Here is a 14,171-nt window from a genome sequence, read left to right as displayed (position 1 = left end):
AAAGAATTCTGTATCAATCGTTAATCAGCATGGGCATCATGAGCATCAGTACATCCTGATTCTCGGGCTGTTCAGAAGGAATGACCAAACCAGCGCGGCTGGGGTCAGCCAACTGAATGATGACCTGTTCGCAGTCGAAGTTGTTCAGAATCTCGATGAACGAAGAGCCCTTGAAGCCGATGCTCATGGCCATGCCATTGTAGTCGCACGACATCTTCTCTGTGGCAGTCTTAGAGAAGTCGTAGTCCTCGGCATCGAGCTGCAGCACACCATTCTCCACATGGAAGCGGATGAGATTGCTTGACTCGTTAGAGAAGGGCTGCACGCGGCGCAGAGCAGCCAGCAATCCCAGACGGTCGATGGTGAGCTGGTTGGGGTTGCTCTGAGGGATGACAGAATTGTAGTTGGGATAACGACCCTCAATGAGACGGCACAGGATAACGCCCTCTTCAAAGTTAATCTCTGCATTGCGCTCGTCGAAGCGGATGACCACGTCGCCACCCTGCTTGCCCAGCACGTTCTTCAAGAGCGAAGCGGGCTTCTTTGGCAGTATGAAAGACGCGGGCTGGTCGCTGCTGATAGTCAGAATTTTGTTGCGTACCAACTTGTGGCCATCGCTGGCAACCACTGCCAAACAGTCGGGTGTGAGGTCGAAGTAGATGCCGTTCATCACGGGGCGCAGCTCGTCCTGGGCTGTAGCGAAGATTGAGCGGTTGATATTTTCGGCCAACAGAGATGTGGGTATAGTGATGGTGGTGGCGCTGTCGCCTACCTCTTGTGCCTGTGGGAACTCGTCGGCATCCTCGACGGGCAGTGAGAATATGCCGTTCTGATAGCTTATCTTAGCCAGCTTCTCGGTTTGGTTAACATCGAAAGTGATGGGTTGCTCAGAGATACCCTTGACGGCCTCAAGCAGGTCGTGGTTGCCCACGCAGAAGCGACCGTCACCATCGGTCTCAACCAGGTCGAGACTGGTCTTCATCATCACCTCGCTATCTGATGCTGTGAGGTTCAGTTTTCCCTCGACAATCTCGAAGAGGAAATCGCCTAGGATAGGCAATGAGTTTTTACTATTGATTACTCTTGAAAGAGCCACCAGTCGGCTGCTCAATGCTGTACTTGATATGGTAAATCTCATACTATAAATAATAATGTTTGATGTTTACAGTTTTGGACTACAAAAATACAAAAAAAGTTAGTCAGTAGCAAAATAATTGGGAATTAATTGCGTGTTTTCAATCTTTTTTAGTAATTTCGCATGCGATTTGGCAAAATAAGCAAATAAAATTATAATCAATTAAAATAATCAACAATAGAAAATGGATTTAACAGGAAAAGTGATCGCCATCCTTCAGGCAAATAGTGGCGTTTCTGCTCGCACAGGTAACTCATGGATGAGTCAGGAGTACGTCATTGAAGTTCCCGGACAGTACCCACGCAAGATGATGTTCCGCGTGTTTGGCGAGGATCGCATCAAGCAGTTTAACATTCAGGCCGGCGAGGAGATTACCGTGCAGTTTGATATTGATGCACATGAGTATAACGGCCGATGGTTTAACGAGATACGTGCATACAACGTGATGCGCGGTGTCGGCGGTCAGATACCTGCTGCCACCCCATTTGCTCCTCAGGCTGCGCCTGCAGCCAACTCGGCAGCCACAGCTCCATTCCCTCCTGCACAAGAGCCTACAGGCGAAGGTACAGCAGACGATCTGCCCTTCTGATGGAGAGCAACGTTGATATTGAAAATCAATAAAAGGAAGAACCGCAGTGGTTCTTCCTTTTATTGTATGATGAATCGAGTTCTATCGTATTGAGTCGATGAAACGCAGTTCTGCCTCGAGCATTTCCAACTTTGGCAGTCGGACACCCGCCTCGTGGGCAATCTGGATGGGGCGCGTGTAGAGATACTGGATTTCCATGGGGCGATGGAAGTCGAAATCAAGCTTCATTGATGGCGAATAGGGCGTCATTTCGTCGGTCATTCTAATCATTTTCTCGACGAAATCTTCGCCAATGGTATGGATGCCCAGCGCCTTGGGCACACTGATGACCTCCATCATCAGGTCACGGATAAGGGCACGTGTGGAGGCGTTCTTCAACAGACAGTCTGTCTGCGTGTTGAGTGCCACCGTCATACCATTGAACGGCATGTTCCATACAGCCTTGCGCCATCGGGCCTCGGCATAGTCCACCACTCCTGCGGTGATGCCTGCCGCACGAAAATCTTCGACCAAGGCATTGAACAGTTGGGTGTCGCGACAAGAATAGTTGCCGAAATTGATTTGCCCATAGCACTGGTGGTTGACCACCCCCGGTTCGGTCTTGGCAGAACAGATAAACGCCAAGCCTGCCACGAGTTGAATGCCGGGAAGGGCTTGTTCGACATCTTGTTCCACGCCGACACCGTTCTGGATGAGCACGACGACCGTCTTTTCGTGGAGCAACGGTGGCAACAGCTCAGCGAGCATGTGGTTATTGGTGGTCTTGAGTCCCACGATGACCACATCGACCTGAGGCATGTCTGCCGTGCACTGATACACATTCACCCGTGGCAGATGGAACGAGCCATCGCAGGAATGAACCTGCAAGCCATGCTGGCAAACGAACTGGTAGTCGCTATGTAGCAGGAAGTGGGTGTCTTGTCCGCTATGTGCCAACTTGGCACCATAGTAACCACCAATGGCCCCAGTTCCTATGATTGCATATTTCATATTATACTATAAGAGCTATGCCTCAGGTGTTACCAACTCCTTGGTAGCATCAGCATGTTTACCCTGTGCCTTCTCGTAGGCTTTGCGAGCACTCTCGGCCTTGTTTTTAGCCTTCTCGGCAGCCTTCTGTGCCTGCTCAGCCTTCTTGGCAGCTTTCGCTGCGGCTTTCTGTGCAGACTCATACTTCTTCTGCGCCTTCTGCACGGCAACCTTTGCCTTAGCTTCGGCCTTGATAGCATTTTCCTTCTTCTTTTGCTCCTTGGCTGCTTGCTTCAGTTCTTTAGCAGTCATATTTGAAGCATCTTTCACAGTAACCACGTTTTGAGCTTGGACTGCGGTACATGCCACAGCCATCAGAACAGACATCAATAGCTTTTTCATAATTTAATTATAATGTTAATAGTTATGATAATAATACTCTCTTTTGCTCAGCAATGCTCATTTGGCCTTTGCACGGGCATACGCTCTACAAAAAAGTAAATGCGTATTTCTGAGTGCAAAAATACGCATTTACATCTGAATATGCAAATTAATAAGTCTCTTTTTTCTTGTCCTAGAACCTCAAGCTGACATCTATGCCCAACTGAAACGGCAGGCCGCGCTGTCCGTAGAAATTGCCTGAATTGTCCTGACTGATGTCACTCACGAAGGTGAGGTAGCGCGTATCAGTGATGTTGCGCCCCCAAAAGTTCACGTTGACGCAGCCCATATCGAGAGCCACATGAGCGCCCAGGGTGGCATACAACTTCTGTGCTGTGGTGTTGGCATCGTCCCAATAGGTCTTGCCCTGACCAGCCACATTGACACCGAGTGTGACAGACCTCAGCACTTCGTCGTTGAGAATGTCGAAGCGATAGTCGGCCATGGCTGCAAACATGTGCACGGGGATATAGGGCACCTTGTTGTCTTTGTAGTCGAGCAGGCTGACAGTGCCATCAGCAGCTGTGACCTGGTCGGTGTAGTCACTGAATGTGGCATGTGTAAAACTGTAGGAAGCCGCCCATGCAAGGTGGTCATCGACAGCACTGCCGCGCAGCGACAGCTCGGCACCGATGTTCTGACTTTTACCTGCATTGACCACCATGCGACCGAAGCCATAGGCGCCCTCCATCTTGGTGAGCTGCAGATTCTTGACCTGCATGAAGTAGCCCGTGATGTCGGCATGCAACTTACCATCGAAGAGGTTTAGGTGAGCACCTGCCTCGTAGTTCCACGACGTCTCTGGCTCGTAGGCCACGGCCTTGTTGATCAGGTCATACTCGGCATCGGTGTGAGGCACATTGAAGTCGCCCTGACGAATGTTGCGCCCGTTCTGCATCATCTCGGGCTGGATAATCGACGAGAAGCCCTGTATGTTGTAGCCGCCATCGCGATAACCCTTGCTGAACAAGGCATAGACATTGCTGCCTTTGGCATCGATGGCATAGGTCAGTCCCACCTTGGGCAACAGCTGACTGGAGGTGGTGGCGGATGTACTCTTCAGGGTGTCATTGAGCCACTGGCTGTAGTTATTGGAACGTCCGAAGACGGTGAGGTCGTAGTCGAGGTTCAGTCGTCCGGCAGCCTGGTAGTCGAGTTTCACCCTACTATACTCATAGCGCAGGCCCAAAGTGGCTGTGAGGCGGTCGGTGAGCTTGATATTGGACTCGTGGAAGACGCCCACATTATACTTTGGCGTCTTGAAATAGCCAGCCACATAGAAGTGAGGAATATCCATACGTGTGAACGAATGCGGCACCGTTGGTGGCATGATGCCCTGAAGCATGTTCTGCAACATGGCCGCCAGCGAGTTTTTCATGTCAGAGCCAAAGAACACAGGCGCATCTGTATGCAAGTTCTGATAACTGCCAAAGGCGCCCAGTGTCCACTGCCATCGACTGTCGGTCTTGCTGTGCAGGCTGAGTTCCTCGGTGAATGCATTCTGACGCTGATGCTGATACATGCTGATGCGGTCGGCTGGTGTGTAGTCGTTGTCCATGTTCATCTTGTCGTAGAGGTGCTGATAGCTGGTGGTAGCAGTGAACAGAAACTTGTTGGCATGGTAGTTCACTGTGAGACCAGTGTTCAACATATTGCGACGATAGGTGTTCATCGTCGTAGTGGCAGGGTTCAGCACCTCGCCATCGTCATACTTGCCATAGGGGAAGCCATTCTGATCAGAGAATTGATAGTCAGCTGTGAAGTCGAAATTGAGGCGGTTGGTGGCATGCCACAGCAGACGCAAGCGCCCACCGGCTTCGCTCATCTTATCGTTTTGCTCGTGCAGGGCATCGTTATAAAAGAAGCCATCCTGACCACTGTAGAACATGGCCACCGAGTAGGCAAAACACTCTGACGGACGCTGAAAGTGAGCCACCTCTGCCCGGCGCTGCAGCCCAGAGGCCAGTCCTAGATTGACATCGGTGCCCTGGTAGTTCATAGGGTTCTTAGAGAAGATGCGCACCAGTCCGCCTTCAGAGTTCATGCCATAGAGTGTGGCCTGAGGACCATGGAGCACATCAATGCGGTCGAGCATATAGAAATGGGTATTGAATGCCGACTTGGACACCAAGGGGATGTTATCATAGTAGATGGGTACCGAAGGTGCTGCCGTGTTCATGCGTGAGCCCGTGCCACGCATATAGACCGACGAGGTGAGGCGCGAGCCATAGACAGGCATGGTGAACGAGGGTACGTAGGCCGAGAGATTGGCCAGGTCGGTGGCGTTGATGTGCTTCAGTTCTGTCTCGCTGAAGAGCGTGCTATGAGTGGGTTGCTGGCGCAGACGGAACACATCTTTCGGTTGTGACACGACAACCACCTCGTCAAGATCAACGACACGCGATGTGTCGTTCATCTCCTCGGGTGTGGTTATCACATTGTTGCCCATGACATTTGCGACAGTCACGAGGGCAAGTCCTGATAAAAACAATCTAATCATGTTTATGTATAACAAAAAAGAATAGGTAATATTTTACGGCTGCAAAGGTATTACTATTTTTTCAATTCAGAAATCCTCATTTATATGGATTTTATCAAGTGTTCAGTGCGCCACAATGCGGACAGAAGCCTTTCTCCTGCAGTCCGGCACCACATCGGCCGCAGAAATACTTGGCCCTGCTGGTGTGGACGTAGCCCCTGATGGCATAGATGTAGTAGGCCACCAGCAGCGGATAACCCACATAATATAAGGTGGAGATACTGAACAACACATAATCGATGGCACAGACACCAGCCAGGCCGAGACAGTAGAAGAAGGCCTCAGAGGTGGACAGATGCCTGCGGATGTCGTCGAGTGCAGCCAACCCAACAAGCAGCATTGCCCACACCGATGCCAGGAAAAGTCCCAGGTGAAGAGGCACGGCAAAGGGGTTGAGCGTGGGATGATAGTAGTAGTGACGCCACGAGTCGGGGTCAACCAGCTGTATGGTGCTATAGAACACGGCCGACGAGGCCACCATCAATGCCAGGGCTGTGGGATAGAACGAGCCAATGTCGTTGAAGTGCACCAGACGGGCCCGCTTGCGATAGAGGTGGCGGATGATGAACATGGCAGTCACCAAAGAGAGAAATGCCATGAAGATAAGCAGGTGAGTGTCAGAGAAAGAGTCGATGAACTGCGAGATGGGGTTGTCGGGCTCAACGCCCTTCAGCAACTCGCTCTCATGGGTCCACCCCATGGTCAGCTGGTCGCGTGCTACCTGCACCCAGACCGAGTCGATCGTGTCGGAAGGCATGGTCATGATGTCGGCCACCACCAGGCGGTCGCCTCTCATCACGGCAAAGGTATCTACCAGCATACCACTCAGATATTCAGATGGTTGCTGATTGATGAGCAGTACGGAGTCGGCCTTCACAAAGAAGTTGTAGTTGCGCGTGTAGTGATGCGTGGTGTAGAAGGATATGGAATCCAACTGATCGTCAGTCAGCTCCCAGGCATCGGGGGTTTCTACCTCCTGACGATAGCAACTAGCGACCATCAGTGATAGAGCAAGCAGAAAAAAAACAACTTTACGCATCGGCATACACATTCATTTGACACTGTTTACAATCGAACTCCAACCGGAACTTGCGACCATCGGCCAAGCGAAGTCTGAGGGGCTCGCGCCACTCAGGACGCACACCGCCATGCTTGACGCAGTAGCCCATCGAGAAACGGATGCAATGACGACACTGCATCAACTGGGCATCGGCAGGCTGACGGACCTCGAAGGCGGGCTCAGGCTTGACGCCACGCTGCTCGTAGAACGATCGCGCCATGGTGTTGGACACATTATAGCAGTAGCTGCGCTCGTAGGACGGTGGTGTCTGTACGGGCAGCGGAGCCAGCGGGGCAGCGCTTCCTGTGCGCTCACTCTGCTGCTGGAGCAGTGCTACCGACTGACGACGCAGGTCGGCCAACAGGCTGCTGGGAATGAAATAGTTGAAGTCGTCTGCCAGCATCACTTCGACACACTCGTAGGGTGTGCCTCCCAACTTCTCCAATTGTCGGACGATGTTATCACGCTGTGGCTTTTGTGCCTCTTGATGTTCGGCTTTGATTGTAGCCGTCACTTTGTCGGCAGTCCATGAGAAGTCACCCTCCTTGCCTGTCACCACTTCGGCAACCGTCAGTGAGAAGCCACCATCAACAGCCTGTAGCTGCATGACCACAGGAATCTTACGCTCAGCACTGGGCTTAGCCAACAGGCGTTCCATCTGCTGGTCGTTGCTGCGATAGAGCCCGACACCGGGTTTCAAACCACGCGGCATCTTGAGCGGAAACAGGCGGTTGCCCTCAGCACGGTTCACGCGAAAGCCTTCGAGTTCGCGTTGGTCATTGAGAAAACAGAGACCGTCGCCATTGGCAAAGGCAGCAACGCTGGCCACATTGAACGAGCCGCCGCGCAGTTCCTTCACCTTTCCCACATATTCACCCAGTGCTTTAGGTGTATTGGGCGACCACACTGGCTGACGTTTGTCGCCGAGAAAATAGGTGGTGTAGCCACGATTGAACGTGCGGTTCAAGTCGGGACGGAAGGTATAGGAGCAACGTCCCTTTGAGGCGCGCTGATAACGGTCGGGATGGTGCGCCACCAGTTGGTTGAGCGCCTCGCTATAAGCCGCCGTCACATTCTTAACATATGACAGATCTTTCAGCCGGCCTTCGATCTTGAACGACGTGGCACCGGCATCGGCCAGCGCCTCGAGGTTGGTCAGCTGGTTCATGTCTTTCAACGACAGCAGGTGGCGCTGGTGCTCCCACTCCACCCCATTGGCATCGATCAAGTCGAACTTCATGCGGCAGAACTGTGCACAAGCACCACGATTGGCACTGCGGTCAAAGCAGTATTGCGATGCATAGCACAACCCCGAGAAGCTGACGCACAGGGCACCATGGACGAATACCTCCAGTTCGGTGTCGGGCAGAGCCTGATGGATGTTCTCAATGTCGCGCAGCGATGACTCGCGTGCCAGCACTACACGCCTGAAACCCAGGTTGCTGAGCCAGCGCACTTTCTCCACCGTCCGGTTGTCGGTCTGGGTAGAGGCATGCACCGCCACCCTGACAGCATCGTCGTGCATCATCTGAAGCACTGCCATATCCTGCACCAGGATGGCATCGACGCGAGCATGTTCAAGCTCATGGAGCAAACGGCGGGTGTCGTCGAGCTCCTGGTCGTAAACGATAGTGTTGACCGTGACATAGACCTTGGCACCAAACAAGTGGGCATAACGACAAAGCTCGGCAATGTCTTCCACACTATTGCCGGCAGCCACACGCGCACCAAAACGGTTAGCTCCGATATACACGGCATCGGCGCCATGGTCGATGGCGGCTTTTCCGTATTCCAGATTCTTGGCTGGAGCCAATAGTTCGAGCGCTCTCATTATTTAATCTGATTGATATCGTAGGGCGTCTCCTGATAGACGTAGTAATTGATCCAGTTGTTATAAAACAGATTGGCATGTGCGCGCCAAGTCACCAAAGGAGCCTGTGAGGGATCGTTGTGGCGATAATAGTTGCGAGGCATATCCACATCATCTCGCACACCCAGATCACGCTTGTACTCGTTGTCGAGCGTTTCGGGTGCATATTCCATGTGACCTGTGATGAAGAACTCGCGGCCATTACGCGCCATGACAATGCTGACGCCACTGTCTTCCGACGTGGCCACCACTTGCAGTTCCTGGTGTTGCTGAATGTCAGACTGAAGAACTTCGGTGTGGCGACTGTGAGGCATCATGAACACATCGTCGAAACCGCGGAAGATGGGCAGATAAGGTGCCAGGATGTGCTGTTCGAAGATGCCAAACATCTTTTTGGGCAACGAATACTTTGGCACGCCATAGTAGTGGTAAAGACCTGCCTGAGCTGCCCAACAGATATATAAGGTACTCGTCACGTGCGTGCGCGCCCAATTGAAGATGTCGGTGATTTCGTCCCAGTAGCCCACTTCCTCGAAGGGCATGCCCTCTACCGGCGCACCGGTGATGATCATGCCATCAAACTTCTCGTGGCGCAGCAGTTCGAAGTCGCGATAGAACATCATCATGTGTTCAATGGGGGTGTTCTTAGGCGTATGACTGCGCAGCTTCATAAAGTTGACTTCAATCTGCAAGGGAGTGTTTGACAGCAAACGAATCAAGTCGGTCTCTGTCGTTATTTTCAAGGGCATCAAGTTCAGTATGACAATGCGCAACGGACGGATGTCCTGTGCATGTGCCCTCGAATTATCCATCACAAAAATATTCTCCTGCTTAAGTAGGTCTATAGCAGGAAGTCTATCTGGTAATTTAAGAGGCATAGTTTATACTTACTATTATAAATCTTGTGTTCTGATGACAACGGCCGAGACATTGTCTATACCGCCGGCATCTTCGGCTGCCATGCAAAGTGCATCGGCATCGAAGCCGTCCATGAGCAACTGGGTAATGCTCTCTTCGTTGACCATCTCAGAGAGTCCATCGCTGCAAAGCAGCAGGGTGTCACCATCGTGAAAAAGCTCTGTAAAGTTGGCCATGTCGATGTAGCTGTGCTTATTGCCGCCACCAATGCAGTTGGTCACATAGCCCGAGTGCTGAGCAGAGTCGAGCGTGTGGTCTGTGGTCAGCTGCTTCAGATGTCCATCGTGGAGCAGATAGAGACGGCTGTCGCCACAGTTGATCCAATAATACTGACCTTGATAGTAGGCAAAAGCCACCAGCGTGGTGCCCATGTCGGCACACTCCTTGTTGGAAAGGCCCATCGAACTGACAACGATGGAGACACTGCTCAACCAATTGTCGAAGAGCTTACGCAACTCGTCATCATTAAGTCCCGTAGGAATATCGCTAAAAAAGAACTGCAGGTTCTTCAGAACCTCATTGCTTGCGATATCGCCACCACTATAACCACCCATTCCGTCGGCGACAGAACATAGGTAACGATCTGTCGTGTCGAGGCTGATTACTTTTCTCACTTTGGCATTGCGCGAACACCAATCGCCAACAAGAACCATATCCTCATTCTTGTTTCTGACACAGCCTGTATGACTGGCAGCTGTAATAAACAAATGTCTCATGGTCGTGTTTTTATAATTAATAAATTTTTACTCGTAAGTTCACATTCGCAATGGTCAGGATGTCATCGTTCTTCAAAGACATTTCGACATCGGGCTGAAGCTGATGGTCGTTCAACTTTGTTCCGTTAGAAGAGTTGCGGTCGGCCACACACCATCCCATGCCCGCCTTGTAGCGCAACTGTGCATGAATGCCCGACACATACTTTTGTTGCTTCAAAAGCTGTGAATAGGGCCCCTCTCGACGACCTATGATGGCCCCATCCTCTGCAATGATACGTATGTTCAGCGAATCATTGAAGAGCACCATCTGAGGTATGCCAGCCACAGGGTGTGCCGACATGCCTGCTGGAGGCGAAGCATACGGACGTGCTCCAATGCCATTGTTAGACGGTATCGACATCGACATGTAGCTGATAGAGGTTGACGACGTGAAGATACCGTTATTCGCTATACGGCGCTGATACTCGTCGGCAGAAATCATCAGTCCGCCACAGGCCGTACAACGGCGTCCCATCCCCACTCTGCCGCAACGCTCGCAGTAAGCTAAAGGCTGTCCACACTGGTCACAGTAGTGTGAGTCGTCGTCTATTTCTTCTTTGCAATTTGGGCAAATAATCATCTTTCTTTAATATCTTCAGGTAAAATTAACTGATATGTTTCCTTTGAGATTTGCTCAGGCGGCAGCTGCGAAACGCGCATAGACAACTGTTGGATGGTTTCGTCGAGCAGATTGCGCATCTCGCGTGCATTGCCAAAGGTCTCGTCTTTCGACATCACCATGCGACTGATGAGGTCCAGCGCTTTAAACTCGGCTGCCGGCGACAGAATGTACTGGTCTTTCTCGGCCATCTTCTTGAAGATTTCAAGCAGCTCGTCGTTCGTATAGTCATCGATGTGCAGACGATGCGTGAAACGGCTGGCCAGTCCAGCGTTCATCATCAGGAACTCATCCATCTTGTTCTTATAACCAGCGGCGATGACCACAAACTTGCCACGGTCGTCCTCCATGCGCTTCATCAGCGTGTCAATGGCCTCTTTGCCATACTGATCGTTTTGGTCGCTCAGCGTGTAGGCCTCGTCGATGAAGAGGATACCGCCCATGGCCTTGTCGCACATGGCATTGACAATCTTGGGGGTCTCGCCCATGTACTTGCCCACCAGCGTAGCACGACTGGCCTCAACCACATTCGAGGTGCTGAGGATGTCCATGGCCTGCAGTATCTCACCCATCTTACGGGCTATCGAGGTCTTACCCGTACCGGGGTTACCCGTCAGCACGAAGTTCATAGCCATCTGCTGCACCTTACCAGCCCCCATGGCGGCACGCTGTTTCACGAACATGCTCTGCACGGCCAGTCGACGGATGTTGTCCTTAACCGAACGCATACCGATAAACATGTCCAACTCGTTGAGCAGCTCGTCGAGTGGACGGGCTGCGCGACTCTGCGTCATCGGCAGATCGGCAATGGTCAACTTGAACATGTCTGCCTCTTGGAATCCTGGCAAGTTCATCTGCTGCACCAATCGCTGACTCTGTTTCTCCACGGCCTCGTTGAACAGGCGGCGTGCCTCACGGGCATTGCCAAAGTTCTTGTCGCGTCGCAAGTATAGCTGTTCGAACATGCGCTGAATGGCTCCCTGCGTCTCGTCATCGATGGTGAACTGTTTCTCGGCGGCCAGATGTGCAAATATCTGTGTCAGTTCCTCGGGCTTATAGTCATCGAAGTGTATGGTCTGTGTGAAGCGGCTCTTCAGACCGGGGTTGGAATCAATAAAGTCGTGCATCTGGTCGGTATAGCCAGCCACGATACATATAAACTTGCCGCGATCGTCCTCCAGTCGCTTCAGCAGGGTGTCGATAGCCTCTGAACCGAATGAGTCGCCGTCTGACGACTTCAGCGTATAGGCCTCATCAATGAACAGCACACCGCCGATGGCCGAATCGATTAACTGATTGGTCTTGATGGCCGTCTGACCACTATAGCCAGCCACCAACTTCGAGCGGTCGGCCTCAACCAACTGTCCGCGGGTGAGAATGCCCAGCGAACGGAACACATCGGCCATGATGCGAGCCACCGTGGTCTTGCCCGTGCCAGGATTACCCGTGAAGACATAGTGTTTGCCTTGGAAGGTGTTGGCTTCGCCACGCTTCACCTGCAGGTTCAAGTAGGAGGCCAGGTTGGCAATCTCCTGCTTGACGGCGTCAAGACCTACCATGCCATCGAACTTCTTCAGGCACTCAGTGTAGTCAACCTCCTTAGGTGCCTCGTATGGGATATCCTCCTTACAGATGGTGATCAGTTCTTCGTTTGTCATGGTGATGATGTCGCCCGTCTGCAGTCGCTTGGCCTGACGCTTACATATCTGATCGAAGAGCGAGCGCATCGTGCGACCATTGGCAAAGTCCTTGTCGCGCTGCTGATACATGTCGGTGATGACCTTGCGAGTCAGCTCCTCGGCCTCAGTATTAAAGATGTACTGCTTGTCGTGAGCAAAGACAGACAGGATGCTGAACAGCTCCTCGGGGGTATAGTCCTCAATGTTGAGGAAGTAGGTGAAGCGGCTGCGCAAACCGGGGTTCACGCGGAACAGGTTTTCCATCTCCGTGCGATAGCCGGCAGCGATGACCACAAACTTGCCGCGGTCGTCCTCCATGCGCTTCATCAGTGTCTCTAATGCCTGCGCGCCCTGATTATCGCGCTCGCCCGACTGACTCACTGGTGCCAGCGTGTAGGCCTCGTCCACAAACAGAATGCCTCCCATGGCTTTGTCGCAGAGCTGGTTGACCACCTTTGGCGTCTCGCCCTGATACTGCGACACCATCTTCGAACGGTCCACCTCGACCACATGCCCCGAGTCGAGATAGCCGATAGAGGCCAATATCTCGCCCAACTTGCGGGCGATGGTTGTCTTTCCCGTACCGGGGTTGCCCGTCAGCACGATGTGCATCGACATCTTGTCTTGCAGTCCTATACCACGCTCCACGCGCTGCATATTGTTCTGTACGGAATAGGCTATCTCTCTGACGGTCTGTTTCACCTCGTCCATGCCGATAAACGAATCCATGTCGTGCAGGATGTCTTCCAGCGAACGGTCTTCGGGCACGTAGCCCTTGATATCATCGCGATCAACGCAGGCAGCCTGTGCACCGCGACTGATAAACGATGTGAAGATGTCTTCGGCCGTCTTCATGGCTACATGCGCATTGCCGAAGGTGTCATCCTTAATCTTAATCTGATATTTAAAAAAACGAGTGAGTTGCTTCTCGGCCTCGACCGAGAACACACCGATACCATACTTCACGCGCAGCTCCTGACGGGCAATCTCGCACAAGTCCTGATAGCCTGGTGTTGGCAGTCTGAACGTGTATTTGAAGCGGTTCTTCACGGCAGGGTTGCTCTCCAAGAAGTCGTCCAGCCCCTTGGGCAGACCAGCCATCATCACAATGGGATCATCGTTCCAATGGTCCATCTCGACAAACAGTTTGTCGAGCGGGTTCACTTGGTTTGAATATTTGTCGGGCAACAATTTCTGCACGTTATCGAAGAACAGAATACCACCCTGTGCCTTTTGAATGTTCTCATCCCAATGGTCCACAAAACGCTGGAAATCGACAGCATCTACCATTGTCAGTTTTGGTGACTGTATGATCTTATGCTGGCAGAAGTAGTCACAAATGGTACTGGCCAGCATGGTCTTGCCCGTGCCGGTTTCGCCGATGATAATAGCATTGACAGACAGGCGCACCCCTGCAATATCTTTGCGCGTACGCAAGAAAGAGTAAGTGTCAACAATCGTCTTCAGCTGAGCTTTCACCTCGTCAAGTCCTACCAGCTTGTCGAGCGCATTCTGCACCACAAGCGGCTGTCCGCAGCGCTTACAGTACTTGGCGCTGCTTCTATTATCGGTCTGACAATGTTCGCACTTCATAGTT

General features: G+C 52.1%; 11 protein-coding genes. 1 reads left to right on the top strand and 10 read right to left on the bottom strand.

Going from position 1 to position 14,171, the window contains the following annotated elements; translation table 11 throughout:
* Positions 1–13: 13 nt before the first annotated feature.
* Positions 14–1,138 (bottom strand): DNA polymerase III subunit beta, encoded by a 1,125-nt coding sequence (gene dnaN, locus L6472_RS05790; protein ID WP_237807722.1) that lies wholly within the window; start codon positions 1,136–1,138, stop codon positions 14–16.
* Between the two features lie 181 nt (positions 1,139–1,319).
* Here dnaN and L6472_RS05785 point away from each other — a divergent pair, with 181 nt between their 5' ends.
* Positions 1,320–1,724 (top strand): DUF3127 domain-containing protein, encoded by a 405-nt coding sequence (locus L6472_RS05785; RefSeq protein WP_237807721.1) that lies wholly within the window; start codon positions 1,320–1,322, stop codon positions 1,722–1,724.
* 81 nt (positions 1,725–1,805) lie between these two features.
* Here the strand turns inward: L6472_RS05785 and L6472_RS05780 are convergent, their stop codons facing one another.
* From L6472_RS05780 to L6472_RS05740, 9 genes are all read right to left on the bottom strand, one after another.
* A complete protein-coding gene (locus L6472_RS05780; RefSeq protein WP_237807720.1) occupies positions 1,806–2,714 on the bottom strand; it encodes a putative 2-dehydropantoate 2-reductase in 909 nt (302 codons plus the stop codon).
* Positions 2,715–2,729: 15 nt separating this feature from the next.
* Positions 2,730–3,095: a hypothetical protein gene (locus tag L6472_RS05775; protein ID WP_237807719.1), complete on the bottom strand. Its 366-nt coding sequence runs from the start codon at positions 3,093–3,095 to the stop codon at positions 2,730–2,732.
* A gap of 172 nt (positions 3,096–3,267) precedes the next feature.
* Positions 3,268–5,634: a TonB-dependent receptor gene (locus L6472_RS05770; protein WP_237807718.1), complete on the bottom strand. Its 2,367-nt coding sequence runs from the start codon at positions 5,632–5,634 to the stop codon at positions 3,268–3,270.
* A 94-nt stretch (positions 5,635–5,728) separates the two neighbouring features.
* Positions 5,729–6,673 (bottom strand): zinc ribbon domain-containing protein, encoded by a 945-nt coding sequence (locus L6472_RS05765; RefSeq protein ID WP_237807717.1) that lies wholly within the window; start codon positions 6,671–6,673, stop codon positions 5,729–5,731.
* Between the two features lie 31 nt (positions 6,674–6,704).
* A complete protein-coding gene (locus L6472_RS05760; protein ID WP_237807716.1) occupies positions 6,705–8,564 on the bottom strand; it encodes a U32 family peptidase in 1,860 nt (619 codons plus the stop codon).
* The gene (gene metA / locus L6472_RS05755) at positions 8,564–9,481 is read right to left on the bottom strand and encodes a homoserine O-succinyltransferase (RefSeq protein WP_237807714.1); all 918 of its coding nucleotides are present in this window, start codon (positions 9,479–9,481) and stop codon (positions 8,564–8,566) included. Before metA ends, L6472_RS05760 begins: the two co-directional genes overlap by 1 nt.
* Positions 9,482–9,496: 15 nt before the next feature.
* The gene (locus L6472_RS05750; RefSeq protein WP_237807713.1) at positions 9,497–10,237 is read right to left on the bottom strand and encodes a PP2C family serine/threonine-protein phosphatase; all 741 of its coding nucleotides are present in this window, start codon (positions 10,235–10,237) and stop codon (positions 9,497–9,499) included.
* 16 nt (positions 10,238–10,253) lie between these two features.
* A complete protein-coding gene (locus L6472_RS05745; RefSeq protein ID WP_237807712.1) occupies positions 10,254–10,856 on the bottom strand; it encodes an FHA domain-containing protein in 603 nt (200 codons plus the stop codon).
* Positions 10,853–14,167 (bottom strand): AAA family ATPase, encoded by a 3,315-nt coding sequence (locus tag L6472_RS05740; RefSeq protein ID WP_237807711.1) that lies wholly within the window; start codon positions 14,165–14,167, stop codon positions 10,853–10,855. The genes L6472_RS05745 and L6472_RS05740 overlap by 4 nt, the downstream gene beginning before the upstream one ends.
* Positions 14,168–14,171: the final 4 nt, after the last annotated feature.

This window comes from Prevotella sp. E13-17 (genome assembly GCF_022024035.1).
In the GTDB taxonomy this organism is placed as follows: Bacteria; Bacteroidota; Bacteroidia; order Bacteroidales; family Bacteroidaceae; genus Prevotella.
Note: the sequence above shows the minus strand (reverse complement) of the source record. Positions and strands in the feature narration are given on the sequence as shown.

What these genes read in the sequence shown, in the direction of transcription:
- dnaN (WP_237807722.1), bottom strand. Translation starts at nt 1,138, where the DNA reads ATGAGATTTACCATATCAAGTACAGCATTGAGCAGCCGACTGGTGGCT.
- L6472_RS05785 (WP_237807721.1), top strand. Translation starts at nt 1,320, where the DNA reads ATGGATTTAACAGGAAAAGTGATCGCCATCCTTCAGGCAAATAGTGGC.
- L6472_RS05780 (WP_237807720.1), bottom strand. Translation starts at nt 2,714, where the DNA reads ATGAAATATGCAATCATAGGAACTGGGGCCATTGGTGGTTACTATGGT.
- L6472_RS05775 (WP_237807719.1), bottom strand. Translation starts at nt 3,095, where the DNA reads ATGAAAAAGCTATTGATGTCTGTTCTGATGGCTGTGGCATGTACCGCA.
- L6472_RS05770 (WP_237807718.1), bottom strand. Translation starts at nt 5,634, where the DNA reads ATGATTAGATTGTTTTTATCAGGACTTGCCCTCGTGACTGTCGCAAAT.
- L6472_RS05765 (WP_237807717.1), bottom strand. Translation starts at nt 6,673, where the DNA reads ATGGTCGCTAGTTGCTATCGTCAGGAGGTAGAAACCCCCGATGCCTGG.
- L6472_RS05760 (WP_237807716.1), bottom strand. Translation starts at nt 8,564, where the DNA reads ATGAGAGCGCTCGAACTATTGGCTCCAGCCAAGAATCTGGAATACGGA.
- metA (WP_237807714.1), bottom strand. Translation starts at nt 9,481, where the DNA reads ATGCCTCTTAAATTACCAGATAGACTTCCTGCTATAGACCTACTTAAG.
- L6472_RS05750 (WP_237807713.1), bottom strand. Translation starts at nt 10,237, where the DNA reads ATGAGACATTTGTTTATTACAGCTGCCAGTCATACAGGCTGTGTCAGA.
- L6472_RS05745 (WP_237807712.1), bottom strand. Translation starts at nt 10,856, where the DNA reads ATGATTATTTGCCCAAATTGCAAAGAAGAAATAGACGACGACTCACAC.
- L6472_RS05740 (WP_237807711.1), bottom strand. Translation starts at nt 14,167, where the DNA reads ATGAAGTGCGAACATTGTCAGACCGATAATAGAAGCAGCGCCAAGTAC.